Below are 24,955 nucleotides of genomic sequence, written 5' to 3' on the forward strand. Positions count from 1 at the left end.
AATGCGTTGCGGAGGTAACAATGACAGCGAATAAGCCGCAGGTGGCAGTGATCATGGGCTCTGCCAGTGATTGGGAGACCATGAGGCATGCTTGCGAGATGCTCGACCGTTTCGAAGTGCCATACATGAAGCAGGTGATTTCTGCGCATCGCACACCCGAGCTCATGGGGCAGTTCGCGCATGAGGCTCGCGAAAATGGGCTGAAGGTGATCATCGCCGGTGCTGGTGGTGCCGCTCATCTGCCCGGCATGGTGGCCGCGCAGACGACGCTGCCGGTTATCGGTGTGCCGGTTCGCTCGCACGCGCTTTCCGGCTGGGATTCGCTACTGTCGATCGTGCAGATGCCAGGCGGCATTCCGGTGGCGACCACCGCTGTCGGCAATTCCGGTGCGACGAACGCCGGACTGCTCGCCGTGAGCATTCTGAGCACAACCGACAAGCATTTGGCCGATGCGTTGCAGGAATACCGCGACGAACTCAAGAAGAAGGTGGAGCAGTCCAATGCCGAGCTTATCTGAGGAAACCGGCGGCGCACGCGAACGTTTGCTTCCCGGTGACGTGATCGGCATCGTCGGCGGCGGCCAGCTCGGTCGCATGATGGCGCTGTCGGCAAAATACATGGGTTTGCGCGTCGGAGTGCTCGACCCGACCGAAGATTGCCCGACCGCGCAGGTGGGTGACTTCCAGATCGTCGCCGACTATGACGACAAGGAGGCGATCCGCGAACTCGCCGAACGCAGCGACGTGCTCACCTACGAGTTCGAGAACGTGGACGCGGACGCGCTCGATGCGGTGCGCGACATCGTGGCGATTCCGCAGGGCACCGACCTGTTGCGCGTGACGCAGAACCGCATCGCCGAAAGACGTTCATTAACGAACACGGCATCGAAACCGCGCCTTGGCGTGCAGTGAACTCGCGTGAAGAGCTGGACGCCGCACTCGAGGAGATCGGATTCCCCGCAGTGCTCAAGACCTGCGAAGGCGGCTACGACGGTCACGGGCAGATCGTACTGCGCGAGCCCGCGGATCTCGCCGACGTATGGCCTGACGACGCGTTCCCGCCCGCCATTTTGGAAGGATTCGTGAACTTCGCGTTCGAGGCGTCGATTCTCGTGTCGGGCAACGGCAAGGATTACCGCACGTTCCCGATCGTGCACAACATTCACCGCAACAACATTCTGCACATGACACTCGCCCCCGCCAAAGTGAGCGAGAACGTGGCGCGCACCGCACATGAGCTGGCGATCGAACTCGCTCGCGGATTCGAACTGGCGGGCACGTTGGCGATCGAACTGTTCGTGACGCCGGAGGGCAAGGTGATCGTCAACGAACTCGCCCCACGCCCGCACAATTCCGGCCATTACACGATTGAAGCCTGCGATTTCGACCAGTTCGACATGCATATTCTCGGCATCTGCGGTTGGTCGCTGCCACAGCCGAAGCTGCTCAGCCCGGCCGTCATGGTGAACGTGCTCGGCCAACACGTAGAACCGACGCGCGCCGCCGCTCCCGAACATCCGGAATGGCATGTGCACGATTACGGCAAGGCCGTGGTGAAGCACAACCGCAAGATGGGGCACATCACCGTGCTGTGCGACGACCCGGCATGTGCGGCGGAATTGCTGGAGGCCACACATTGTTGGGATGAGTAGTGTTCCACGGAACACGGTGGGCGAAGCAACGGCATTGAGGAGACTATGAGCGATCGCACGATGCGCAACACAAGGCAGAAAGACGTTATTCACGAAGCATTGAGCCATGCGAGTGAGTTCGTCTCGGCCCAGCAGTTGCACCAGCGGCTGGAAGACGGTGGCGAGCATATTTCGCTGGCCACCGTGTACCGTCGCCTCAATGCCATGGCCGACGCCGGTCAGGTCGACACCGTGAGATTGAACGGGCAGCAGCTGTTCCGCCTGTGCAATGCCGACCGACATCATCACCACCTCGTCTGCGTCTCATGCGGCAAAACCGTGGAGATCGACCCGCCGAGCGAGCAATGGTTGCAATCCGTGGCGCAGCAACACGATTTCACGATCGAGTCGCATACGTTGGAAGTGTTCGGATTATGCGCGGACTGCCGTGCGCAAGCCGAGCGCTCAGATACCTGATTGCGTGCTTTCAGCGTGACTCGCGGTGGAATTCGAGGAAGCGTTGCCCTTTGACTCACGCTCTTTTGTGCTCTGTGGTTTGAATGCGGAGAGCATGCCGAGTGCTTCCTTGAACGTGAGCGTCGGCAAGTATGCGCGCACGATCGCGATGCCGAGATTCGCCAACAGCGCGGAATCCTGATAGCAGATATACACCGGGCGTTCAAGAGGCTGGAACTTCTTCTTGAAATTGTAGAGTGACTTGAACCCATACGCCGGTTCCAGCAGATTCGCCACCAATGCGAGCGAATGCTGCAGCATCGTCGTGCCATCGATGTTCGACGTATCGTCGGATTTGGCATCGGTGTAGTTCTGCAAACCGGTCAACGGTGCGGCAGACAAACTGACGAACTGCACTTGATCATCGGGATTCTCAACGCCTTGATCGTGCATACGTTGCGCCATACGCGCGATCAGGAACTCCATGATGCCGTTGTAACTGCCGCTGCGGTAGCGCATGAAATCAAGCGTCCAGCCGATCACACGCCCATTGTTCCACGTCGGCAACCAGCTGGTGACCGCCTGCACGACGCCGTTCGAGTCGATCGCATACAGCACTTGCACACGCGGATCCTTGAGCTCCTCCACGCCACCGAGCGTGAACTTCATCTCAGGCAACGCCTTGCCCTGCGACCACTGCTCCGAAATCTCCTCGATCTGCACCTGCACGTCACGCGGAGCATCATTGAATGTGCACATATGATCGGTGATACCCTCACGTTTCGCCTTATTGATGGCCGTGCGAATATCCTGCCACTTCTTGCCGGTCGTCTTCCAAGCCTGCGGGTCGATGAGCATCTCATCGCCCACCATGATCGAATGCCAGCCGAGACGCTCCAAATGATCCTTGCCCTCCTCATGAACGGCATAGAACACCGGCGACCACGAATGATCCAAGCAATATCTCGAGAACTCATCCATATCGCTATCCCATTCCTCCGGATCACCGAACGGGCCGGTGGTGGTCAAGGCAATGCCATTGAGCACACGATACGCAACGGCGGAACGGCCTGTGGCGGAGAGCCAATACTCATTGCCCTCCCACGTCGTCATGAAACTCATCGATTCCCCGCCGTCTTCCGCCAACCGTTCGGCACGATCATGCGCCTGCTTGTCGTAGTCAACGGTGGCGTTCAACCAAGCGAACGACACGATCACCAGCACAAGCCAGAACACGATGCCCACACCCTGCAACACGAGCGAGGCGAGTGGAGTGGTGGCGATGAACGACACCTTCGAGTGCGTCAGGTAACCGATAGGCAGGAATTGCGCCAGCCAATCACGGAACACCATGCCGACAGTCGGCTGCGGGTTGAAATCCTGCGGGCGCAGGCACGCGAACAACAGGTAGATGGCCGAGCACGCCACGAAACTGCCGACGATCGCAGCGATGCAACGCTTGAGAATACGCGGTTTCGTGCGCATGGAGAAGTGCGGAAGTTCTATCGCCACGGCAATCGCGTACAGCAGCGGAATAAGCGCGTTCGCCAGTGTGATCTTCGAAATCACCGGCACCAGTAACCGCGAATTCCACGTGTATGGCATCAGATAATAGATAACTGCGAAGAACGCGCTCGCCGTGTAGAAAATAATGCTGCACACCGCCGCAGTGCGACGTCCCAAATACATGCCCCAAGCCAAAGCGAGCATCACCAGCAACGGAAGCACCGATCTGACGATATCGCCCGGCATGCTCGCGCGCAGCAACGCGTATTGCGCACCGCAACCCTCCAGCATCTGCCCGTGCATGCAAGCCGCGAGCATGCCGGAATCCACGGACTTAGGGCTGAGCACCAAAGCCATCGACACGAGCGGGCCGGCATGGGAGCGAGAAGTGGTCGCCACAATCGGCCCCAACGCCAACACCACGCCGATTGCGCCGAAAATACGACGAATCTCCTGCGTCGAACTATATTGCCAATGCCACTGCTCGGTCTCAACGGGTGGACCTGCGATCAGGCGACCGATAATCTGACCGAGAATAGCGGCGAACAGCAAGCAGTAGTCGCCGGGATTACCGCCATAGAGCACCACCACGAGAATCGCGGTGTACCCAATGATGCGAATGCGCCTGCGCCACAGCTGGTATGAGAACGCGGTCGCGGCCATCAGTGCGCCGATCACCAACACAACGGGGGAGAGCGTGAAATTGAGGTGGAACACTTCCTTGCGCTCGCCGAGCAGCACGCTCATGCCCTCGCAAATCAGCAAGCCGACCACAGTGCCGCCGACCGCACTGCCCAAACTCACCAACGTGGTGCGAGCCTTGCCCAGGTACGGCTCAGCCAAGCAGAGCACGAGAAGAATCAGCAGGGAATCGACTATGAGCTGGAATACCGAGCGAGTCAGGAACAACGATGCGAGCAATGGCACGAAGTTGAACTCATGCAGGCTCGTAGTGAGCGCATGGTGCGGCATCGCCTTATGCTCGACGCCATATGCCACCCACCAGCACAGATTGATGACGATGAATCCCAGAGTCACCGTGAGCGCGAAACTCTGTTCATGCGCCCACCGGTGCAGATCCGCCAGCAACTGTGCGCTTGCGGACTGCGATTGGTATTGTTGTGCAATCTTCGACGACGCCGCCGGTTTGTGCGGCGGTGTGGAATCGTTCGCGGTCATGCTAGTTCCCTTATCTTTGAATCAGTCGGAAAATCAACGTTCGCATTGCCGAGTCCCATGCGCTCGCACAAATATGGCAACGCCACTTTGAACACCGCGTTGACGGCATGCCAGTCATGCCCCCAGTTCTTCACGGTGAAGCGGAACACCGTCCACCCGTTCTTTTCGGCGGTGTCTCCTATCTTCTTGATGTTGCTCACGGACTCGGCATCTCGCTCACCGGCGCCGAGAATCATCAGCTGATGCGAAGGCGCGTTGTTCACGATGGCATTGCGCGGCACCTGACGTTCGTAAGCGCTTTTGCTGCCATTGAAATACTCCTTGACCATGTGGTCTACGCTGCCGTCGGTCGGAGCGATCTCACCATCCACGGCAAGCACGTTGCCATAGATGTTCGGGTGATTCGGCGCGAGCTGCGTGGAGCAGGTGCCTCCCTGCGAGAATCCGCCGATGGTCCATTCGTCGGCCTGTGTGCTCACAGGAAGATTCTCTGTGATCCAGTCGGGCACATCCTGCGTCAAATAGGTTTCGGCGTTGCCCCACTTCGTCGTATTCGCACACAGGCTGTTGCGCGTGGCCTCCGTGTTCTGATCGGGGGAGACGACGATGGGTGCGAGCCCATGATGCTTGTTCGCGAATTCGGCGAGAATCTTCACTGTGTCGCTGGCCGTGAAGAAGCGCGTGGGGCTTCCCGGTTGGCCGGCGAGCATCACCATAACCGGCAGACGTGGCGGGTGCTTGGCGAAAGCGGCAGGCGGCAGCCACACCAACGCCTCGCGTGCCTGGAAGCCAGACGCGGTGTTCGGAATATCGACGTGCACGAGCTTGCCTGACTTCGGAATGTTCGAAGTGTTCCTGCTCTTGACTTTCACCTGCTCGTTCCAATCCTTCACGCTGATCGTGTTCAATGAAAGATTGAGCGTCGAAATATGCGGGTAGGGGGAGTAATCGAACAGACTGCCAACGGTCTGGTATTCGCCGTAGATGGCGTTGACGCGCATCGTCGTGGCGAGCAGAGCCAGCGGAATCAACACTATGGCGACCACTCTGCGCCATGTATGCGTCATGACGGCGGCACTGATGGCGAACCCGAGCAAAGCGAATCCTGCGGCAACGGCGAAGATGACGGGCCAGCCGAGCGAAACGCCGAATACGACGAACACGTTCGACACGAGCCATGTGGCCAGCAATCCGAGTGCTCCGGAGAGCAAACCGATGCCGATCTGCAATCCCGCCCGTTTCAACGACTTGCGCTGTGCAACCAATAGCACGACCATTGCGATGGCGACCAACGCCCATATGGTTGCGGGAAGCCACCCCTCAATGATGTCTATCGAATAGAACCAGCCCATACGTACGCCATGCGTCCTCTCTTTGGTCTGCCATGTACCTTCCCCTACCTTAGTGAGGGTGAAGTTGCGTGCACTAGGATTCTTTAATGCGCTGAAAAGTTGTAAGCAGCCCGTTCGAAGAACCTTGAAAACAGCGGGAATCCGTGTTGAAATTACTTGTCTGCGTATCTGGCGATACCTCAACTGGGGTTCAGCTGCCGCGCTTTTTCCTCAAGGTTGAATACCATGCCCGCTTTTGCGAAGACGAGATGTTTCTGTTACAACGAATATGTCGGCAGAATATCGGGTTCAGTGATCGACAGCTCAGTTCGTGATGTTATGCCGTCAATTATTCACAGGCGTTCAAAGGAGAACACCATGACGAAGAAAATCATTCTCGATTGCGATCCAGGCCATGATGATGCAGTGGCTATTTTGCTGGCGCTTGGCAATCCGACCATCGACTTGCTTGGCGTGACCACAGTGGGCGGCAACCAAAGTCTTGAGAAAGTCACATACAATGCTCGTGCAGTGCTCGAAAAAGCTGGCGCCACCGACGTTCCAGTGCATGCGGGATGCGGACGTCCGCTCATCCGCGAACCGGAAGCAGCTGCCAGCATCCACGGTGAGAGCGGTCTGGACGGCGTGGAACTGCCAGTGCCATCGCGTCCGCTTGACCCGGGGCACGCGGTGAACTGGATCATCGACACGATCATGAACAATCCACCGGAGACGATCACACTGGTGCCGACCGGCCCATTGACGAATATCGCGTTGGCCGCACGACTCGAACCGCGCATCGTGGATCGCGTCAAAGAAGTGGTGCTGATGGGCGGCGGCTACCATGTGGGCAATTGGAGCGCAGTGGCGGAATTCAACATCAAAGTTGATCCGGAAGCCGCACACATCGTGTTCAACGAGGCATGGCCACTCACCATGGTGGGCTTGGATCTGACCCACCAAGCGCTATGCACGCCGGCCGTGCAACGTCAGGTGGAGGGAGTCGGCACCGATCTGGCCATGTTCGTCAGCGGCCTGATGGACTTCTTCCGCAAGTCGTATCAGGAGAATCAAGACTTCGTGGATCCGCCGGTGCATGATCCATGCACGGTGGCTTATTTGATCGATCCGACGGTCATCACCACACGTCGTTGCCCGTTGGACGTTGAAATCCACGGTGATCTGACACTTGGCATGACGGTGGCGGATCTTCGAGGCCCAGAGCCGGCGCCAGAGGAATGCCATACGCAAGTCGCAGTCAAACTCGACCACAAGAAGTTCTGGGACCTCATCGTAGACGCCCTGCAACGTTTGGGCTGACCGAAAGAGAAGAAGCAAGGGAATCAGGTGATTCATATGACCGCGAATACCTCCACAGTGCCACGTGGCACTGCTCCGGAACAAAAGAAAAGCTCGATCGTCGCCTTGATGGTGGCATTGATGGCCGCCATCTTCGCGTTCCAGCTCAACGCCTCAATGCTTTCGCCGGCATTGACCACAATGGCTCGCGAACTCAACACAACCGATGCTCAAATCGGGTTGACGCAAACGGTGTTTTTCACCGCATGCGCCGTGTTCTCGCTGTTCCTGCCACGACTCGGTGATCTCGCAGGACGCAAGAAGGTGCTGCTCGGCATGCTCACGCTGACGGCTGTCGGCTGCGTGCTATCTGCATTGGCCGTCAATGTGCCGATGCTGATGATCGGCCGTGTGGTGCAGGGCGTCGCCGGCCCGATCGTACCGATGACATTGCTGATGTTGCATGCCCGCGTCACCGACGACGCACAGTATGCGAAACTGATGGCGATTCTGACCTCCGTCAATGGCGGCATCGGCGGCGTCGACGCGTTGCTCGGCGGTTGGCTTGCCGGTCACTTCGGCTTCCGTTCCATTTTCTGGGTGATGGTCGGCGTATGCGTACTGGCCATTGTGCTGGTGGCATGCTTCAGCGAGAACTCGACCGCAGAGGAAACCCCGAAGATGGATTGGCTCGGCGTCATTCTGCTCTCCGTCGCCTTCCTTGCCGCGTATCTGGCCATCAACGAGATTCAGAAGCTCGCAGACGCGAATTGGTGGCTCGTGGTTGTAGAACTGATCGTTGCCGCAGTGCTGTTCGTGGCGTTCTGGAATGTTGAGAAGCATAAGAAAGACCCGATGGTGGCCACCAAGTATCTCAAGCAGCGTCGCACGTGGGGCTTGCTGCTCACCACTTTGCTGACGATGACGGGCGTGTTCGCCATCATGAACGGCATCATCCCTGCCCTTGGGCAGGATACTGAAGCCGGTGCCGGCATTGCCACCGATGTCGTCTCGTTCTTCACGCTGACGCCATATGCCTTGGTCGGTTTGGTGTTCGGACCTGTGGCGGGCGTGCTCGCATCTAAATTCGGTTACCGCATGGTATTGCGCGGCGGTTTGCTCGTCACGGCTGTGAGCATGCTGTTCGGCGTATTCGTGTGCAAGGTGCCGAATATGTGGGATCTCATCGTATTCTCGCTCCTTGTGGGCGTCTCGTATGCAGGCACGGCGAACATCATGCTCAACGGCTTGGGCATCGTGCTTTCTCCGCAAGACAACCCCGGTTACCTACCTGGTTTGAACGCTGGCGCGTTCAACTTGGGCGCAGGATTGAGCTATGCGGTGCTGTATGCAGTGCAGAAGGCATTCACGCAGAGTGCCGGTGCGACGTCGGGCTATATGATGTCAATGGTCGGCGGCATCATACTCGTCGCGCTCGCGTTCGCCTGCTCGTTCCTCATTCCGAAACCAGAGGAGTGAGTCGATCCGATGATTTCCTGAGTTAACAGTTTGATATAGGAGATAGAGATATATGAGTGTGGGCCACCCAAATGGGTGGAGCCCACACTCATATATCTGCTTAGTAGTTGGCAGAATGTGTCAGGCGTTGAGAGCCTTCGCACCGATGTCGTGGCGGTAGAACATGCCGGTGGTGTCGGCGGCATCGAGAATGCCATACACCTTCTGCTGGGCGGCAGGAATGTCTGCGGCGCTCACTTCGAGCAGCAGCACGCGGCCGGAGCTGGCGACGAGATCGTCACCATCCTTCTTCACACCTGCATAGAACACATGCGAGTCGGCATCGGTTGGGAGCACGGGAACCTTGGCGCCTTTGACCACGTTGGTCGGGTAGCCATCTGCGGCAAGCACCACGCCAAGCGTGGTGGTGTCGCTTTCCCAAGAGAATTCAGGCTCGTCGCCGTCAAGAATCGCCTGAATGCCGGCACCCAAGTCGCTCGTCAAACGCGGCAGGATCACTTCGGTTTCCGGATCCCCGAAGCGAGCATTGAATTCAATGACCTTCGGGCCATCCGCAGTGGCGATCAGACCGGCGTAGAGAATGCCGGTGAACGGCGTGCCCTCAGCGGCCATGGCTTCCACTGTCGGCTTGACGATCGTTTCGATGGCGGTGTCGATAACGTCTTGGCCGATTTGCGGAACAGGGCTGTATGCTCCCATGCCTCCGGTATTCGGTCCTTTATCGCCATCATATGCGCGCTTGTGATCCTGTGAGATCGGCATTGGCCAGAACTTGGTGCCGCTCACGAAGCTCATCAGCGAGAACTCCTGACCTTCCAAGAAGTCTTCGATCACCACGCGAGCGCCTGCCGCGCCGAAGCGGTGATCGACGAAAATGTCTTCCAACGCGCTGACGGCGGTGCCTTCGTCCATCGCCACGGTGACGCCTTTGCCTGCTGCCAGACCATCGGCTTTGACGACGATGGGAGCACCATGCTCGTGCACATATGCGGTAGCGGAATCAAGGTCTTCGAACGTTTGGTATGAGGCCGTGGGAATGCCGTGACGTTCCATGAGTCTCTTGGCGAAATCCTTGGAGCCTTCGATCTGCGCCGCGGCCTTGTTCGGGCCGAAGGCGGGGATGCCGGCTTCATGGAAGGCGTCCACAATGCCTTCGATGAGCGGCACTTCGGGGCCGACGAACACCCAGTCGTAGTCGTTGTTGCGCACGAAGTCGATGAGTGCGGCCTGATTGGATGGGTTGAGCGACAGCGTGCGGATGCCATCGAGTTCCATACCCGGGTTTCCGGGAGCCACGGTGACTTCTTCAACGCTCTCGCCACGGAGCAATGTGTATGCTATCGCATGCTCGCGGGCACCTGAGCCAATAACAAGAACCTTCATGTATTTCTCTTCTTTTCTTGTTGGTGAATATCTGTTGGTATAAGAGTCATGCACAGCTGCTGTCAGGCCAGATCAACGCGATCGTTGATCTGCTCGATCACCGTGCCGATGCGGTAGGCTTTCTCGCCAGCATGGTCAAGCAGGTTCATCGCCTCGTCCACGCGATCAGGGCGGATGGCGACGACCATGCCGATGCCCATGTTGAAGATGTTGAACATCTCCATGTGATCAACGTCGCCGGCCTTTTCGATCACATCGAAGATCGGTGGCACAGGCCAGGAGCCGAGCTGGATCGATGCCGCGAGCCCCTCCGGGAGCATGCGTGGCACATTCTCGATGAAACCACCGCCGGTGATGTGGGCGACACCGCGTACCAGATCCGCTTCGAACAGCGGCATGAGAGCCTTCACATAGATTTTGGTCGGGGTGAGCAGCACCTCGCCGAGCGTTTTGCCGCCAAGCTCCGGCAGCGTTGTGTCGACGGTGTAGCCAGCCTGTTCAAACAAGGCCTTGCGCACCAGGGAGAAGCCGTTGGAATGCACGCCGGTGGAGGGGAGGCCGATCAGCACATCACCGGCTTCGATGGTGGAGCCGTCGACGATCTTCGAGCGTTCCACCGCCCCGACGGTGAAGCCGGCCAGATCGTATTCATCTTCGTCATACATGCCCGGCATCTCAGCGGTTTCACCGCCGATCAATGCGGCACCGGCCTGCACGCAACCATCCGCCACGCCGGAAACAACCTGTTCAAGCACGGCGGGATCGTTTTTGCCGCATGCGATGTAGTCGAGGAAGAACAGCGGCTGAGCGCCCTGCGCCACCACATCGTTGACGCACATGGCCACGCAGTCCACGCCGATGGTGTCGTGCTTGTTCATCATCTTCGCAATGACGAGTTTCGTGCCGACGCCATCGGTGCCTGAGATGAGCACCGGCTCCTTGTAGTTCAGCGATGCGAGGTCAAAGAGGCCTCCGAACCCGCCGATGCCGCTAACGACGCCCGGGCGGTTCGTGCGAGCGACATGCGATTTGATGCGCTTGACAACCTCGTAGCCCGCTTCGACGCTGACTCCGGCGTTCTCATATGCTTGTGGCATGGTTGACCTTTCTCATTGTTGTTTTGCAAACGTGTTGTGCCGAATATGTGGATTGAGTTCAACGATGAGCCCCGTCACACGTAACGACGTGTGACGGGGCTCAACAAATCAAGTATTGGGAATGCAGTAATCCGTAGGTTCGGTGGAAGCGTGCTCACCGCGCGGCTTCGTGTATTCAGTACCCTCATACAGGGTTTCCTTGCCGTTGTACCCAGGCAGTTTCACTCGATCCTGCGGGCTCAGCGAGTTGAGGAAATCCTTCTCGTAATCGTCAAGGGCAGTGGGGTAGTCGCCGTTGAAGTATGCGACGCACAGGCCACCATACGGAGCGTCTGCATGCAGTCCGATCGACTCGATCAGACCGTCCAAAGAGAGGAACGCGAGTGAATCCGCGCCGATGTATTCGCGGATCTCCTCGACCGACTTCTTCGCTGCGATGAGCTCCTGTGTCGTGGAGATGTCGATGCCATAGAAGCACGGGTATTTGAGTGGCGGCGAGCTGATGCGCATATGCACTTCCTTCGCGCCGGCCTCTTTGAGCAACTGCACGATGCGTTTCGAAGTGGTGCCACGCACGATCGAATCGTCGATGACGATGATGCGCTTGCCCTTGACCACCGACTTGACGGCGGAAAGCTTCATACGCACACCCTGCTCACGCAGTGCCTGTGTCGGCTGAATGAACGTTCTCGCGACATACTGGTTCTTGATCAGACCCATCTCGTTCGGCAACCCAGCCTCTTCCGAATAGCCGGAAGCGGCAGACAGCGACGAGTTCGGAACACCGATCACCATGTCGGCGTCCACCGGCGATTCCTGAGCGAGGCGCGCGCCCATCCTCTTGCGCGCGGAATGCACGTTCACACCGTAGATGTCGGAATCGGGGCGTGCGAAATAGATGTATTCCATCGAGCAGATCGACAGCTGCGTCTGACTCGTATAAGTAGTGATGCGGTATCCGTCGTCGTTGATGACGATCATCTCGCCCGGCGAATGTCGCAGATACGTTCGGCACCCACCACGTCGAGCGCACAGGTCTCGGAGGCAAGCACATAGGCGCCGTTCGTCATCTGGCCAAGCGAAAGCGGGCGGAAGCCGTTCGGGTCGAGCGCGCCGATCATCTCGTTCTCCGACATGATCAGGTAGGCGAACCCGCCGTGCACGGTGTTCAGCGCTTCCTGCAGCTTGTCGGTGAGCGTGGTACGCATGGAGCGGCGGATCAGGTGCATGAGCACCTCGGTGTCGGAATTCGAATGGAAGATCGCACCCTCGTCTTCCAACGCGCGGCGCAGCGAGAAGCCATTGGTCAAATTACCGTTGTGGCACAACGCCATATCGCCGTCATGGAAGCGGAACACGAACGGTTGAATGTTATCGATGCCACCGGAACCGGCGGTGGCATAGCGCACGTGGCCAATGGCCCTGTCGCCCTGAAGTCGTTGAATGTCTTTTTCGTCAGAGAACACCTGCGTGAGCAGTCCAAGCCCGCGGTGTCCGATCAAATGACCGTGGTCGTTGGAGACGATGCCCGCTCCCTCTTGACCACGATGTTGCAATGCGTGTAATCCGAAGTAAGTGAGTCGTGCCGCATCGGGGTGTCCCCAGACACCGAAAATACCGCATTCCTCATGGATGTCTTCGAGTTCAGCTGACAAGCCAAAGCTCCTTCCGGAACGTGAATACCGAGGATTCGCTACCAGTAAAACACTACCAACCGCCGGCTACATAGCGGCACTTGGAATAACGGAAAACCATTGATATCGCACGGATTCCATAGGTGTTGTGGCATCCACGATGCGGACGGCGCGGCCTGCGCGCTCGCTGCCCGCCGCGCGCAACGCCGCTCACTTGCCGACTGGACATTATCGAACATCTGTTCGATAATGGTGGCTATGAGTGAACGCACGTATCTGGCCATAGATCTCAAATCGTTCTATGCGTCTGCGGAATGCGTTGCGCGGGGGTTGGATCCGCTTGATGCGAATCTGGTCGTCGCCGATGTGAGCCGCACCAGCAAAACGATTTGCCTTGCCGTGTCTCCGTCGCTGAAGGCATACGGCATAGGCGGTCGCGCGCGTTTGTTCGAAGTGGAGCAACGGGTCGGTCAGGTCAACGAGGAGCGCCGCCTTCGCGCACCGAACCATAGACTCGTCGGCTCATCCACCAGTGCGGCGCGCCTGCACGATGATCCACTGCTGTCGGTGGATTTCATAGCGGCCAAGCCGCGCATGGCATATTACCTGCGCATGAGCGCGAAAATCTACGGCATCTACTTGAAATACGCTTCGCAGGAAGACATTCATGTGTATTCCGTCGACGAAGTGTTCATCGACGCGACACGGTATTTGAAATACTTCGGGTGCAGCGCGCACGAACTCACCAGACGCATCATCGCCGACATCAAAGCGCAGACCGGCATCACGGCGACGGGTGGCATCGGCACGAACATGTATCTGGCAAAAGTCGCGATGGACATCGTGGCCAAACACATTCCCGCCGATGAAGACGGCGTGCGCATTGCGCAACTCGACGAGTCGAGCTACCGCAGAACGTTGTGGTCGCATCAGCCCCTGACCGACTTCTGGCGAGTGGGGCGATCCATTGCGCGCACGTTGGAGACGCACGGAATGCTGACGATGGGCGACGTCGCGCGCTGCTCGTTGGGCTCGGCCAGCGACTACTACAACGAGAATCTGCTCTACAGACTGTTCGGGGTGAACGCGGAACTGCTCATAGACCATGCCTGGGGTTGGGAACCATGCACCATCGCCGACATCAAAGCGTATAGGCCGGAACATGCCAGTCTGAGCTCCGGTCAAGTACTGATGGAGCCATATGACCATGCGCGCGCTCGCGTGGTCGTGCTCGAGATGGCTGACCAACTGGCCTACGACATGATGAAGCAGAATCTGGTTGCCGAACAGGTGGCGCTCGCCATAGGGTACGATTCTTCGGCCGGTACTGCCTACAATGGGCCGCTTGCCAAGGATTATTACGGCAGAACCCGGCCGAAAAGCGCGCATTCCTCGGCTCACTTGGGCTCATGGACGTCGTCCGCGCGCATCATACGCGACACATTCGGCAAGCTGTTCGACAAGATAGCGAATCCTGAGCTGTATGTGCGTAGAATCACCGTGGGCACCGTGGATTCAAAAGAGGTCGGCGAGGTGCGGGGCGAGCAATACGAGCAGCTTGACCTCTTCGAGCAGACTGAAAACGAAGATGCAGGGGAGTGTGGCGCAGAGGGAGGCGAGCGTGCCGCCATGCAGGAGAACGCCGTTCAGGAAGAGAAGGACCTAGCTGTGCAACGGGCGTTGATCGATGTCAAAACAAGATTTGGCGGCAATGCCATACTCACGGGAACGAATCTCGAAGAGGGTGCTACCGGCAGGCAACGCAACAAGCAGATCGGAGGGCATGCCGCATGAGTTTGCATACAACCGATCGCTATGACGACATCATCGATCTTCACCATCACCGTTCGCGCACGCATCCGCCGCTATCAATGCACCAGCGTGCGGCGCAGTTCATGCCGTTCGCCGCGTTGAGCGGCTATGAAGACATCCTGCGGGAGACTGCGCGCACGCTCGAGTCGAGAACGGAGCTTGAATCCGACGCGCAGGAGTTGCTCAACCGCCGATTGAATACCGTCATCTCGCGTCTTCCACAGCGAACGCGCATCTCAATCAGTTATTTCCAGCCGGATGACGCGCGCGAAGATGCAGATGGCGGAGCGTACCGCAGCGTTGATGGCGAAGTCACCGGATATAGGCAGTCCGCCCGTGCTCTCGTCATGCAGGACGGTGCTGAAATCTCATGTGACAACATCGTGCAGCTCGATATCAGAGAGCACGAAAACTCGGCTGAATAATGTAGTCAACAACCAATGAATTCTATTATGCTTCAGCATGCTGCGAGCGCGCGAACTCCGTTTCGCTCGGCGTCGGGAACGCGTTGCGCAGCAGTGAGGAGAACGTTTCGCTGGCCATGCCATAGAACGCGCTGATGATCAGCTGGAACGTCAAATCATCCGGCAGGTCGCTGCTCGCGGCCAACGATCCCATCAGTCCGCTGAATCGCTCCGGATTCGTTCGCCAGATCTCTGACATCTCGTATACCGTCAGCATCTTCGCAGCCAGTTCACTGAACTGGTTCGACGAGAGCATTCCGTTGAGAGTGGCGGCGCGGTAGTCGTGAAGGGCGTCGTCCGGTGAGCCTCCCGGCGCTTTGATCCACTTGCGGATGGCAAGGACGGATGTGGGGGCGAGTCCGGTGTATGCGCATGCCTTGGTGAGATCGAAAGTGCTTTCGCTCGTTTCGCCGGTGAGATAGCCGACGTCGACGTTGAAGAAATCGGCGATGATGAGCATCGTCTCATATTTGGGGAATCCGATCGTGCCGGTCGCCGTTTTCGAGCCGGTGTTGAGCCATCTGCTCACGTCTTTTTGATGGAACTTCGTGAGGTACTGCTTGTTCAGTGCGCTCACCAAGCCGAGTTGCGTGAGCCCGCGGTCACTCATGCATTGGTGTAGTCTCTGCCGCCAGCAGGCAGCGCGTTCTTCAGAAATATCATCCATGCTATAAAAATACTCTTCTTTTTAAGAATTTATAACGTGTTATGTCATTGACACTATAACTTTGGGCTTCGAGAATAGACAAAGGCATGTGTCTCGTCATAAACACTTGCAATCACGGGGAATCGGAGGAGGAGAGCTCGCGAAAAACATGCCCCTTACTGACGAGATTCATGGCGGCTGCCATGCGCAGGCTGAAGTTCGGCTGAGGAAAACTGTCTCGTCAGAAAGGAGTGCAGACATGTTCGCTCAATTGGCAAGCATGATTCTGCGCGGCGTGCGAGAGTTCGACGAGGCGGCTCGCGAAACAGCCAGTGACAATCGTAGCTCCGGTGAATCGGTCAATGAAAATGCGACAGGTGAAGGAGACGCTGAGCAAGATTCTCGCCACGACAACTGAATGGTTGGAACGTGTGGATGTGCGGTCAGACCGTACATCCACACATTTGTTAGAAGAGACTGAAGAAAGAGAGACAAGATGACCACCCCGAATAACATGCCAAACATGCCACGGCAAACGTTTGCTGTTACGCCGGACGCGGTATATGCGGCTATGCTGCAGATGATCGATTTCAGTGCGAGCTTCGACATGGTGCAGCATGACGACTCTGCTCACACCATAACGTTCAGCACTCCCGGAACCGCGGGACTGTTCACGGCGAAAGTGTTCAATGGTGCAGACGGTGCCTCAAGCGTCGTGGAGCTTACTGTTCCGCTCGATGCTGGAAATACCGGTCAGCAGACTATCGGGCAGTTCTACAAGGAACTAGCTGACCAGATCAGCGCACAGACTGCACAAATGGGAGCGCCGACCACAGTGCTGGCTTCACAAACTGAAACGCCGACACAAACGATGCCACTTGGTAATGTGCCTACGCAGAATGACGCAAACTCACAGGGCACGCATGCCGCCAAGCCAAACAAATTCAAGGCGTTCATCACTGATGCCAACACTGGAAAACTCTCCAAGATGGCGGTTACTGCGCTGGTGCTGAGCTGCATCTATCTGTTGTATGGCTTTATTGCATTGGCATCTCACGCTCCGATTGCCGTGAGCATTGTATTCGGGGTGATTGTTGCTGTGTTTGATGTGCTCGCGTTCCTGAAGACGCAGCCCGGCAAGAAACATGGTCGAATGCAGACGTGCATCGCAACCGTGATTACTGTGATTGCGCTTGTGCTGTCGATTATCGGCGGGGCGGGAGAATCAGGTCAGTCATCTTATTGTGAAAAAGGTTTCTCATGGCCGACCAGCGGCGCAGCTGCTGATATTCCATCGATGAAGAAGAATAGAGGATATATCTCAAGCGATTCGTCGGACGGGGTCCGTATCTATGCATGTGGTGTATCTCTTGAAGAATTCAATGCATATACCGAACAGCTCAAGAAAAAGGGCTTCAATCAGGACTATGACAAGTGGTCAACTGGTTTTAGTGCGAATAATACTGCGGGTGGAAGAGTCCATGTCTCTTATAACAAAAGCGATAAGAGAATGAGCGTCGATTATGACACCGCTGAATATGTTCAGCGACTTAATAGTGAGAAAGAGGAGAGTGAATCCTCCTCACCATCTGCAACTGAAACCAATGATGCCGATAAGCAGGCCGAAGAGCAGAAGAAGGCCGAAGAAGAGAAAAAGAAAGCCGAAGAGGAGCAAAAGAAGCAAGAGGAAGAGCAGAAGAAAGTTCAGGAAGAGGAAGCCCAAAAGAGGCTGAATCTCAGAATCAGAATAGCTCTTCTGGCGTCTCCAAAGAAGTTAAAGATGCGATGGACTCTTATGAGTCGTATATGAACAAGTATTGCGACTTCATGAAGAAGTATCAGGATGACGGTTCTCCTGCCAGCATGCTCAACGATTATCTGAAGATGATGAACGAATACACGGAGATGACCAAGAAGATTAATGATATGGATCAGGCTTCGTGGACTGAAGCCGATATGCAGTATTACCTCGAGGTCATGAACAGGGTCAACACGAAACTCGCTCAAATCTAATTGTTCAGAATGCTCCGTACCGAGTCATGCCGTCTTCGTCACGCACTGTTTTTACTGACAGCGTGACGAAGACGGTTCGCTCGATTTTAAGAGCTCATACATCAACGTCGATGCGAAACATGGAAAGGATTTTATTATGAGTGACACAGCATCAACGGCAACGCCTCTCATTCCTGCAGCACGACAGAGCTTCAATGCGCCGATATCGGAAACATATTCGGCTTTGACTCAGATAATCGATTTCAGTGTGGCATTTGATCTGATCTCTCGAAATGATGCAGACCGGTCAGTGAGCTTTGCGTTGCCTGAAATGAATGGAACGTTCGTTGCCCGAGTGCAAGATGGAGCTGATGACACGTCGAGTGTTGTGGTCATTGAAGCGCCGGTCGGCAGCGGTGACATCAGTGTGCAATGCAGCCGCCTGTACCGTGAATTGCAGGAACAACTGTCTGTTCAGCATGCGGTTCTGTCTCCTGAAGGTCAGCATCAAACGGCACAACAACGATTTTTGCATGGCCTGCTCGCAGACAACCATGGTCCGAAGTCACAGCTGGCCACTTGGACGATGTATATGTCGGTCTTCTTCTTGCTCATAAGCCTCGTGTCATTCACGGAAGATCACACTGAATGGGGTGTGTCGATTGTCGGAATCGTGGCAATGCTGTCACTGTCGGCCGCATCTATTTTTGTGACGGGGCCGAGAGGAAAAGTTTCCGGACGCCAGCACGCGTTGATCGCTGCGGCAATCTCCATAGTGGCGTCAGTCCTGATACTCGTAGCTGAGATCATCGTACAAATTCGGTTTGGTGCATGATTCAACACCATTAATTAGTTATTTCTCGTATAAATAATCATGTTGAAGGAACAAAAATGCCATCGAAAAATCGAGCCTAGCGCCATCGGTTGCCCTTTCCATCATTGGATCCATTGTCATGCTAATTGCGATGTTGTTGCCATATGCGTCATCGAAGCATGACTCTATGTCAGTTGTCACTATTGCCCAGCGTTGGAAACAGCTGCAGAATGCCATCGGCGTGAGTATGGGCGCAGCGGAAATCATTATGGTATTGGTAATTGCTATTGCTACGCTCGCAGTACTTACATTGATTTTGCCATTGCACGTAAAGCAATTCCAACGACCATCTTTGCCATCGCGACGTTGCTTGTGTTCATCTCATTCAACAGCAGTTTTGTGCCTAGTAGCCCGTACAACTACGGATTTGGTTACTACCTTTTCTACATTGCAGCAATCATCACGGTGCTCGGTGGCATTTGGATGATCGTTGCCAAACACCAGCTAAAGAAAGCCTGATCTTTACTGGAAAGCTGCATGTGAAGGGGCAGGAAATGAAAATGTTGAAGAAAATCTCGATGGGACCTGGCGAGGAGATCGTCGCTCAATACGACGGTGTGAGATGGAAAGACAATATTCTTGGTGTTGGTGACGGTGGACAGGTTACGGTTACTTCACAACGAATCATCTTTCCTCAAACAGATACCCACATCTTTTCCAAGTCAGACACGACGTATTACGCATATTCACTGGATGAAATCACTGATATACATGTCGTGAACATGCAGAAGCCGAGCTTGGGTAAACGCAATGCGTACCTCGACCATGAATGTCAATTGACACTTCAAACGCGCACGATTGATGTGCATATCTATGACTACGACGAATTTGCTCGTTTCGTCAACGCTCTTCACTATGAGACCACAGGTAACGACGACGACATTGTGGGACCTCAGCAAACGGTATTTTCCGGCATAGCTGGCACATTGGGCACAGCAAAAGATGAATTTGCAAGAGCTTTTGGCGTAGGAAAGGTCGCAAAGCCGGCGGCAATAAATACGAAGCCCCAAAAGGTTTCTATATCATGCCCGGGCTGCGGGGCAACACTGACTGGTCGAAAAGGAAAGACCGTCATCTGTGAATACTGTTCCACTGCGTGGCAGCTGTGAACTGAAAGAAGGTAGAACATGGCTTTGATCAAGGCTTTTGCCGGAGCGCTGAGCGGCACGTTCGCCGACCAATGGCTCGACATCATCACCGTTGGTGCGTTCGATGAGCATACGGCGGTGATGCCGGGCGTATATCGTGAGACGAACGACGGTCGCGGCTCCAACACCAAGCATTCGGATGCCGTCATCTCGAACGGTTCGCACATCTACGTTCCGGAGAACACTGCGGCGTTCATCTTTGACCAGTCCGGTATCGAGAATGTCATCACGCAAGCAGGTGGCTACGAGTATCGCAACGGCACCGACAGCGTGTTCGCTGGCGATGGCATAGGCAAGTCGATTTTCGGGCAGATCGGTGAGCGCTTCAAATACGGCGGAGAGCCGGTAGCGAACAAACGCGTCGCCTTCGTGAACCTGCGCGAGATCCGTGGCATCAAGTTCGGTACACCAGCGCCGCTGATCTACCACGACAAGTTCTACGGCACTGATCTGGAGATTCGCGCTCGCGGTATGATGTCGTTGCGCATCGTCAACCCGACCGCATTCATCCGTCAATTCGTGCCGCCGAATGTCGACTACATCAGTTTCGACGATCCGAAGACGAAATCGCAGCTGCTCAGTGAATTCATGCAATCATTCTCGGTGGCGCTCAATTCACTGTCTAATGAGTACCGCATCTCGCAACTGCCGGCACAGGCGAACGCAATCGCGAAAGAAGTGAGCGAAGACACATCGAATGCCGGAACATGGGAGTCACGTTTCGGCATCCATTTGGCTGGCATCGGCATTGAAAGCATCGAGTTCACGCCGGAATCGCGCGAATTGGTGAAACAATTCTCCAAGAACAAGATGAACTTGATGGCGTATGAAGACATCTCGATGAAAGCTTCGAATATTGCCGCTCAACAGAAGATCGCGGAAGGCGTGCAGGAGCACGGTTTCGGTGACGCGGGTGGCATGATGCTTGGCATGGGATTCGCAGGTGGCATCAATCCGATGACTGGCGCGATGCCGGGGCAGAACGTGGCTTCAACGCAGCCCGAACCTACGGCACCAGCACCGGCAACTCAGACTACCTCTCCTGCTGCTCCAATTGAACAAGCTTCCACTCCATCTGCGCAGGCACCGCAGTCGATGAGCGAGAAAGTGGAGACGCTTAAGAGTCTCAAGGAGTTGCTCGACGCGGGGATTTTGACACAAGAGGAGTTCAACGCGAAGAAGAAACAGATTCTAGGATTGTGAGCAGCGCGCAGAATACGTGCGCATATGGTTGTGGCCGACGATATATCGTCGGCCACAATTGTTATTGGCATTACCTAGAGCAGAGAATCAAGCGGTGAAGTATTCCACGCCTGCTTCGAAGATCGGCTGGTAGGTGTTGCCGGGCACGTTCTTGTACAGGCCTTCGCCCGAACGCTCGGAATGACCCATCTTGCCAAACACGCGGCCATCGGGGCTGGTGATGCCTTCGATGGCGAGCAGGGAGCCGTTCGGGTTCACATCCAGATTCATGCTTGGTTGACCGTTCTCATCGACATACTGCGTGGCAATCTGACCGTTGGCGATCAACTGGTCGAGCATATCGTCGGATGCGACGAATCGGCCCTCACCATGGGAGATGGCAATCGTGTGCATGTCGCCGACCTGCGTCTTCGACAGCCAAGGGGAGAGGTTCGACGCGACGCGCGTACGCACCAAGCGGCTCTGGTGACGGCCGATCGTGTTGAACGTCAATGTCGGGCAATCCGCATTCATCGGTACGATGTCTCCGAACGGCACCAAGCCGAGTTTGATGAGCGCTTGGAAGCCGTTGCAGATGCCGAGCATCAGACCATCACGGTTGTTCAACAGGTCACGCACGGCATCGGTGACGGCCGGTGCGCGGAAGAACGCTGTGATGAACTTCGCGGAACCATCTGGCTCATCGCCACCGGAGAAACCGCCAGGGATCATGATGATCTGGCTGTTGTGAATGGCGTCCACAAGAGCCTGCGTGGATTCGGCGACCGCGGATGGCGTCAGATTGTTGACGATCAGTGTTTGCGTTTCGGCGCCGGCACGCTCGAAGGCGGTCGCGGTGTCGTATTCGCAATTGTTGCCGGGGAACACCGGAATGATCACACGAGGCTTGGCGATCTTCGCGCCTTTGTAGGTGGTGGGGGAGGTCGTTTCGAAGGAGATCGCATCGACTGCATCATCGGCATCCGTACCTTCGCTGCGGTAGGGGAACACGGAGGCGATGCCGTTCTCCCACACATTCTGCAACTCGTTCAGATCCAAGGTCTGGCCTGCGGCATGGAACGTGTAGTCGGAGGTCGTCTCACCGATCTGCCCGCATTCGACGAGGTTGGAGACGGTCGGCAGGTTCGCAGTGTCAGACAGTTCGACGATGAACGAACCATACGCCGGAGCGAACAGATCGTCCACGCTGATCGAATCATCGAGGCTCACGCCGATCTGATTGCCCACGCACATCTTGAACAATGCTTCGGCGGTGCCGCCATAGCCAGGTGTAGACACGGCCACAGCGTCGCCGTCATCCACCATGTTCTCGATCGCAGTGAAGACTTCGAGCAACGAATCCTTATCCGGCGTGATGCCATCAGCCATGTAGCGTGGTGCGATGCGCACAACACGATGCCCGGCCTTCTTGAACTCAGGAGACGTGGCACGGTTCATGTTGCCGACTGCCACGGCGAAGGAGACAAGGGTCGGTGGCACGTCGAGATCCTCGAAGGAGCCAGACATCGAATCCTTGCCGCCGATCGCGCCGACGCCCAGATCCACCTGCGCCATCAATGCGCCGAGCACGGCGGCAAGAGGCTTGCCCCAGCGATCCGGTTCATCGCGCAGCTTCTCGAAATATTCCTGGAAGGTCAGGTAGGCCTTCTCATGCTCGAAACCGGCGGCCACCAGCTTCGAAAGCGATTCGACCACCGACATGTAGGCACCAGTGAACTGGTTCTTCTCCATCAGGAACGGATTGAAGCCCCAGGCCATAGCCGAAGCTGTGGTGGTCTCACCGAACACGGGGAGCTTGGCGACCATCGCCTCGGTCGGCGTGAGCTGCTTCCTGCCGCCGAACGGCATCAGCACGGTGGCTGCGCCGATCGTGGAGTCGAAACGCTCCGAAAGCCCCTTGTTGGAGGCGATGTTGATGTCGGAGAGCATCTCGTGCATGCGCTCGTTCAACGAACCGGTCGAGAACGGAGCCTGATACGCTTCCTGCTCGGCGATATGCGCATCTTGATGCTTGGCGGCACCATTGGAGGCGAGGAATTCACGAGACAGATTGACGATCGGATCGCCATTCCACTCCATGACCATGCGAGGTTCCTCGGTCACCGTGGCGATTACGGTCGCCTCAAGGTTCTCTTCGCGAGCGTACTTCAGGAATTCGTCAACATCCTCGGCGGCAACGTCAACGGCCATGCGTTCCTGAGATTCAGAAATCGCCAGCTCGGTGCCATCCAAGCCATCGTATTTCTTCGGCACCTGGTTCAGGTCCACGTGCAGGCCGTCGGCGATCTCACCAACGGCAACCGAAACGCCACCGGCACCGAAATCGTTGCAGCGTTTGATCAGCCGGCATGCGTCGCCACGGCGGAACAGCCTTTGCAGTTTGCGCTCCACCGGAGCATTGCCCTTCTGCACTTCGGCACCATCGAGTTCAAGAGACTCAACGTTATGCGCCTTTGAAGAGCCGGTTGCGCCACCGATGCCATCGCGACCAGTGCGTCCGCCGAGCAGAATGATCTTGTCGCCCGGAGCCGGCGTTTCGCGACGCACATGGCTCGCCGGAGTCGCGCCAACCACGGCGCCGATCTCCATACGCTTGGCCACATACCCCGGATGGTAGATCTCATCGACCTGACCGGTGGCTAAACCGATCTGATTTCCATACGACGAATAACCGTGCGCAGCCGTCGTCACGATCTTGCGCTGGGGGAGCTTACCTTCCAACGTCTCGCTTATCGGCACGCGAGGATCCGCCGCGCCGGTGACGCGCATCGCCTGATACACGTAGGAACGACCCGACAGCGGGTCACGGATGCAGCCGCCGATGCAGGTGGCCGCACCACCGAACGGTTCGATCTCGGTCGGGTGATTGTGCGTCTCGTTCTTGAACAGGAAGAGCCAATCCTCGTCTTCGCCATTGACGTCGACCTTCACCTTGACGGTGCAGGCGTTGATCTCCTCCGACTCATCAAGGCCGGTGAGCACGCCATTTTTCTTGAGCCACTTCGCGCCGATCGTGCCGACGTCCATAAGGCACACCGGCTTCTCGTCACGGCCGAGCTCATGGCGCATCGCCATGTATTTGTCGAATGCGCGACGCACCACGGCATCGTCGATCGCCACGTTGTCGAGCTGCGTGCCGAACGTCGTGTGACGGCAGTGGTCGGACCAATACGTGTCGATCACCTTGATCTCGGTGATCGTCGGGTCACGCTGTTCCTTCGTGAAATAGTCGCGCACGAACGCAAGGTCGGCCTCATCCATGGCCAATCCGCGTGCATCGATGAAATCAGCGAGCTGCTGATCATCCATCTCGCGGAATCCGTCGATCACCTCAACCGGCTTCGGCACCGGCGCATACGTCGCCAGCGTCTCCTTCGGTTCCAGCGAAGCCTCACGAGTCTCCACAGGATTGATCACATACTTTTGATCTGTGCAACGTCGTCGTCGCTCAGATCACCGTCAAGCACATACACGCGCGCCGAACGAACGGTCGGGCGTTCGCCTTGCGAAATCAGCTGAATGCATTCGCTTGCCGAATCCGCGCGCTGGTCGAACTGGCCAGGCAACGACTCGACCGCGAACACGGTGCTACCCGCAGTATCAGGCAGATCAATAGACACATCGTCTACCTGCGGCTCGCTGAACACGGTGGGAATCGTCTGCTCGAACAGCTCCTGACTGATTCCCTCCACGTCGTAGCGATTGATGATGCGCACGTTATCCAGCGATTCGATGCCGAGAATGGTGCGCAACTCGTTGGTCAGTTGCGTTGCCTCGACGTCAAAGCCAGGTTTCTTCTCTACATGGACGCGAAAAACCAC

The 24,955-nt window shown here is 56.6% G+C and carries 17 protein-coding genes and 4 pseudogenes; 14 read left to right on the top strand and 7 right to left on the bottom strand.

Annotated elements, in window-relative coordinates; genetic code table 11:
* Positions 1-20: 20 nt before the first annotated feature.
* From purE to GSD1FS_RS04810, 3 genes and pseudogenes are all read left to right on the top strand, one after another.
* Positions 21-518 carry a 5-(carboxyamino)imidazole ribonucleotide mutase gene (gene purE, locus GSD1FS_RS04800; protein WP_155588630.1) on the top strand — a complete coding sequence of 166 codons (498 nt, stop codon included), beginning with the start codon at positions 21-23 and terminating at the stop codon, positions 516-518.
* Positions 502-1,652, top strand: a pseudogene (gene purK, locus GSD1FS_RS04805) (5-(carboxyamino)imidazole ribonucleotide synthase). Before purE ends, purK begins: the two are co-directional and overlap by 17 nt.
* A 45-nt stretch (positions 1,653-1,697) precedes the next feature.
* The gene (locus tag GSD1FS_RS04810) at positions 1,698-2,108 is read left to right on the top strand and encodes a Fur family transcriptional regulator (protein WP_155588631.1); all 411 of its coding nucleotides are present in this window, start codon (positions 1,698-1,700) and stop codon (positions 2,106-2,108) included.
* Here the strand turns inward: GSD1FS_RS04810 and GSD1FS_RS04815 are convergent.
* Both GSD1FS_RS04815 and GSD1FS_RS04820 read right to left on the bottom strand, forming a co-directional pair.
* Positions 2,097-4,772, bottom strand: coding sequence for a bifunctional lysylphosphatidylglycerol flippase/synthetase MprF (locus tag GSD1FS_RS04815; protein WP_155588632.1), 2,676 nt, complete (start codon positions 4,770-4,772; stop codon positions 2,097-2,099). The two genes, GSD1FS_RS04810 and GSD1FS_RS04815, sit on opposite strands and share 12 nt — an antisense overlap.
* The gene (locus GSD1FS_RS04820) at positions 4,769-6,124 is read right to left on the bottom strand and encodes an alpha/beta hydrolase (protein WP_155588633.1); all 1,356 of its coding nucleotides are present in this window, start codon (positions 6,122-6,124) and stop codon (positions 4,769-4,771) included. Before GSD1FS_RS04820 ends, GSD1FS_RS04815 begins: the two co-directional genes overlap by 4 nt.
* Before the next feature lie 357 nt (positions 6,125-6,481).
* On the opposite strand from GSD1FS_RS04820, the gene uriH reads away from it, so the two are divergent.
* Both uriH and uriT read left to right on the top strand, forming a co-directional pair.
* Positions 6,482-7,423, top strand: a complete 942-nt coding sequence (gene uriH, locus GSD1FS_RS04825) for a uridine-preferring nucleoside hydrolase UriH (protein ID WP_155588634.1) — start codon at positions 6,482-6,484, stop codon at positions 7,421-7,423.
* Between the two features lie 36 nt (positions 7,424-7,459).
* Entirely contained in the window at positions 7,460-8,881 is a 1,422-nt protein-coding gene (gene uriT / locus GSD1FS_RS04830; protein WP_155588635.1) for a uridine transporter UriT, read from the top strand.
* A gap of 120 nt (positions 8,882-9,001) precedes the next feature.
* Here the strand turns inward: uriT and purD are convergent, their stop codons facing one another.
* From purD to purF, 3 genes and pseudogenes are all read right to left on the bottom strand, one after another.
* Positions 9,002-10,264 carry a phosphoribosylamine--glycine ligase gene (purD, locus tag GSD1FS_RS04835; protein WP_155588636.1) on the bottom strand — a complete coding sequence of 421 codons (1,263 nt, stop codon included), beginning with the start codon at positions 10,262-10,264 and terminating at the stop codon, positions 9,002-9,004.
* Positions 10,265-10,326: 62 nt separating this feature from the next.
* Positions 10,327-11,361 carry a phosphoribosylformylglycinamidine cyclo-ligase gene (purM, locus tag GSD1FS_RS04840; RefSeq protein WP_155588637.1) on the bottom strand — a complete coding sequence of 345 codons (1,035 nt, stop codon included), beginning with the start codon at positions 11,359-11,361 and terminating at the stop codon, positions 10,327-10,329.
* 108 nt (positions 11,362-11,469) lie between these two features.
* Positions 11,470-13,016: pseudogene (gene purF, locus GSD1FS_RS04845) on the bottom strand (amidophosphoribosyltransferase).
* A 237-nt stretch (positions 13,017-13,253) separates the two neighbouring features.
* On the opposite strand from purF, the gene GSD1FS_RS04850 reads away from it, so the two are divergent.
* Both GSD1FS_RS04850 and GSD1FS_RS04855 read left to right on the top strand, forming a co-directional pair.
* Positions 13,254-14,789: a Y-family DNA polymerase gene (locus GSD1FS_RS04850; protein ID WP_155588638.1), complete on the top strand. Its 1,536-nt coding sequence runs from the start codon at positions 13,254-13,256 to the stop codon at positions 14,787-14,789.
* Positions 14,786-15,232, top strand: a complete 447-nt coding sequence (locus GSD1FS_RS04855; protein ID WP_155588639.1) for a hypothetical protein — start codon at positions 14,786-14,788, stop codon at positions 15,230-15,232. Before GSD1FS_RS04850 ends, GSD1FS_RS04855 begins: the two co-directional genes overlap by 4 nt.
* A gap of 25 nt (positions 15,233-15,257) precedes the next feature.
* Here GSD1FS_RS04855 and GSD1FS_RS04860 read toward each other — a convergent pair whose 3' ends face one another.
* Positions 15,258-15,881, bottom strand: a complete 624-nt coding sequence (locus tag GSD1FS_RS04860; RefSeq protein ID WP_155588640.1) for an XRE family transcriptional regulator — start codon at positions 15,879-15,881, stop codon at positions 15,258-15,260.
* A 295-nt stretch (positions 15,882-16,176) separates the two neighbouring features.
* On the opposite strand from GSD1FS_RS04860, the gene GSD1FS_RS04865 reads away from it, so the two are divergent.
* From GSD1FS_RS04865 to GSD1FS_RS04895, 7 genes and pseudogenes are all read left to right on the top strand, one after another.
* Complete coding sequence (locus tag GSD1FS_RS04865) at positions 16,177-16,335, top strand: hypothetical protein (protein ID WP_155588641.1); 159 nt, start codon at positions 16,177-16,179, stop codon at positions 16,333-16,335.
* Between the two features lie 735 nt (positions 16,336-17,070).
* Positions 17,071-17,727: a DUF6591 domain-containing protein gene (locus GSD1FS_RS10280; protein ID WP_343030212.1), complete on the top strand. Its 657-nt coding sequence runs from the start codon at positions 17,071-17,073 to the stop codon at positions 17,725-17,727.
* A pseudogene (locus GSD1FS_RS04875) lies at positions 17,634-17,930 on the top strand (DUF6591 domain-containing protein); the annotation flags it as partial. The gene GSD1FS_RS10280 and the pseudogene GSD1FS_RS04875, both read left to right, overlap by 94 nt.
* 136 nt (positions 17,931-18,066) lie before the next feature.
* Positions 18,067-18,744, top strand: coding sequence for a hypothetical protein (locus tag GSD1FS_RS04880; RefSeq protein ID WP_155588644.1), 678 nt, complete (start codon positions 18,067-18,069; stop codon positions 18,742-18,744).
* Between the two features lie 192 nt (positions 18,745-18,936).
* A complete protein-coding gene (locus tag GSD1FS_RS04885) occupies positions 18,937-19,242 on the top strand; it encodes a hypothetical protein (RefSeq protein ID WP_246165839.1) in 306 nt (101 codons plus the stop codon).
* Complete coding sequence (locus tag GSD1FS_RS04890; RefSeq protein ID WP_155588645.1) at positions 19,203-19,892, top strand: hypothetical protein; 690 nt, start codon at positions 19,203-19,205, stop codon at positions 19,890-19,892. Before GSD1FS_RS04885 ends, GSD1FS_RS04890 begins: the two co-directional genes overlap by 40 nt.
* Before the next feature lie 18 nt (positions 19,893-19,910).
* Entirely contained in the window at positions 19,911-21,134 is a 1,224-nt protein-coding gene (locus tag GSD1FS_RS04895; protein WP_155588646.1) for an SPFH domain-containing protein, read from the top strand.
* Positions 21,135-21,221: 87 nt separating this feature from the next.
* Here the strand turns inward: GSD1FS_RS04895 and GSD1FS_RS04900 are convergent.
* Positions 21,222-24,955, bottom strand: a pseudogene (locus GSD1FS_RS04900) (phosphoribosylformylglycinamidine synthase).

Origin of the sequence: Bifidobacterium canis, assembly GCF_009727065.1 — a bacterium.
Taxonomy (GTDB): domain Bacteria; phylum Actinomycetota; class Actinomycetes; order Actinomycetales; family Bifidobacteriaceae; genus Bifidobacterium; species Bifidobacterium canis.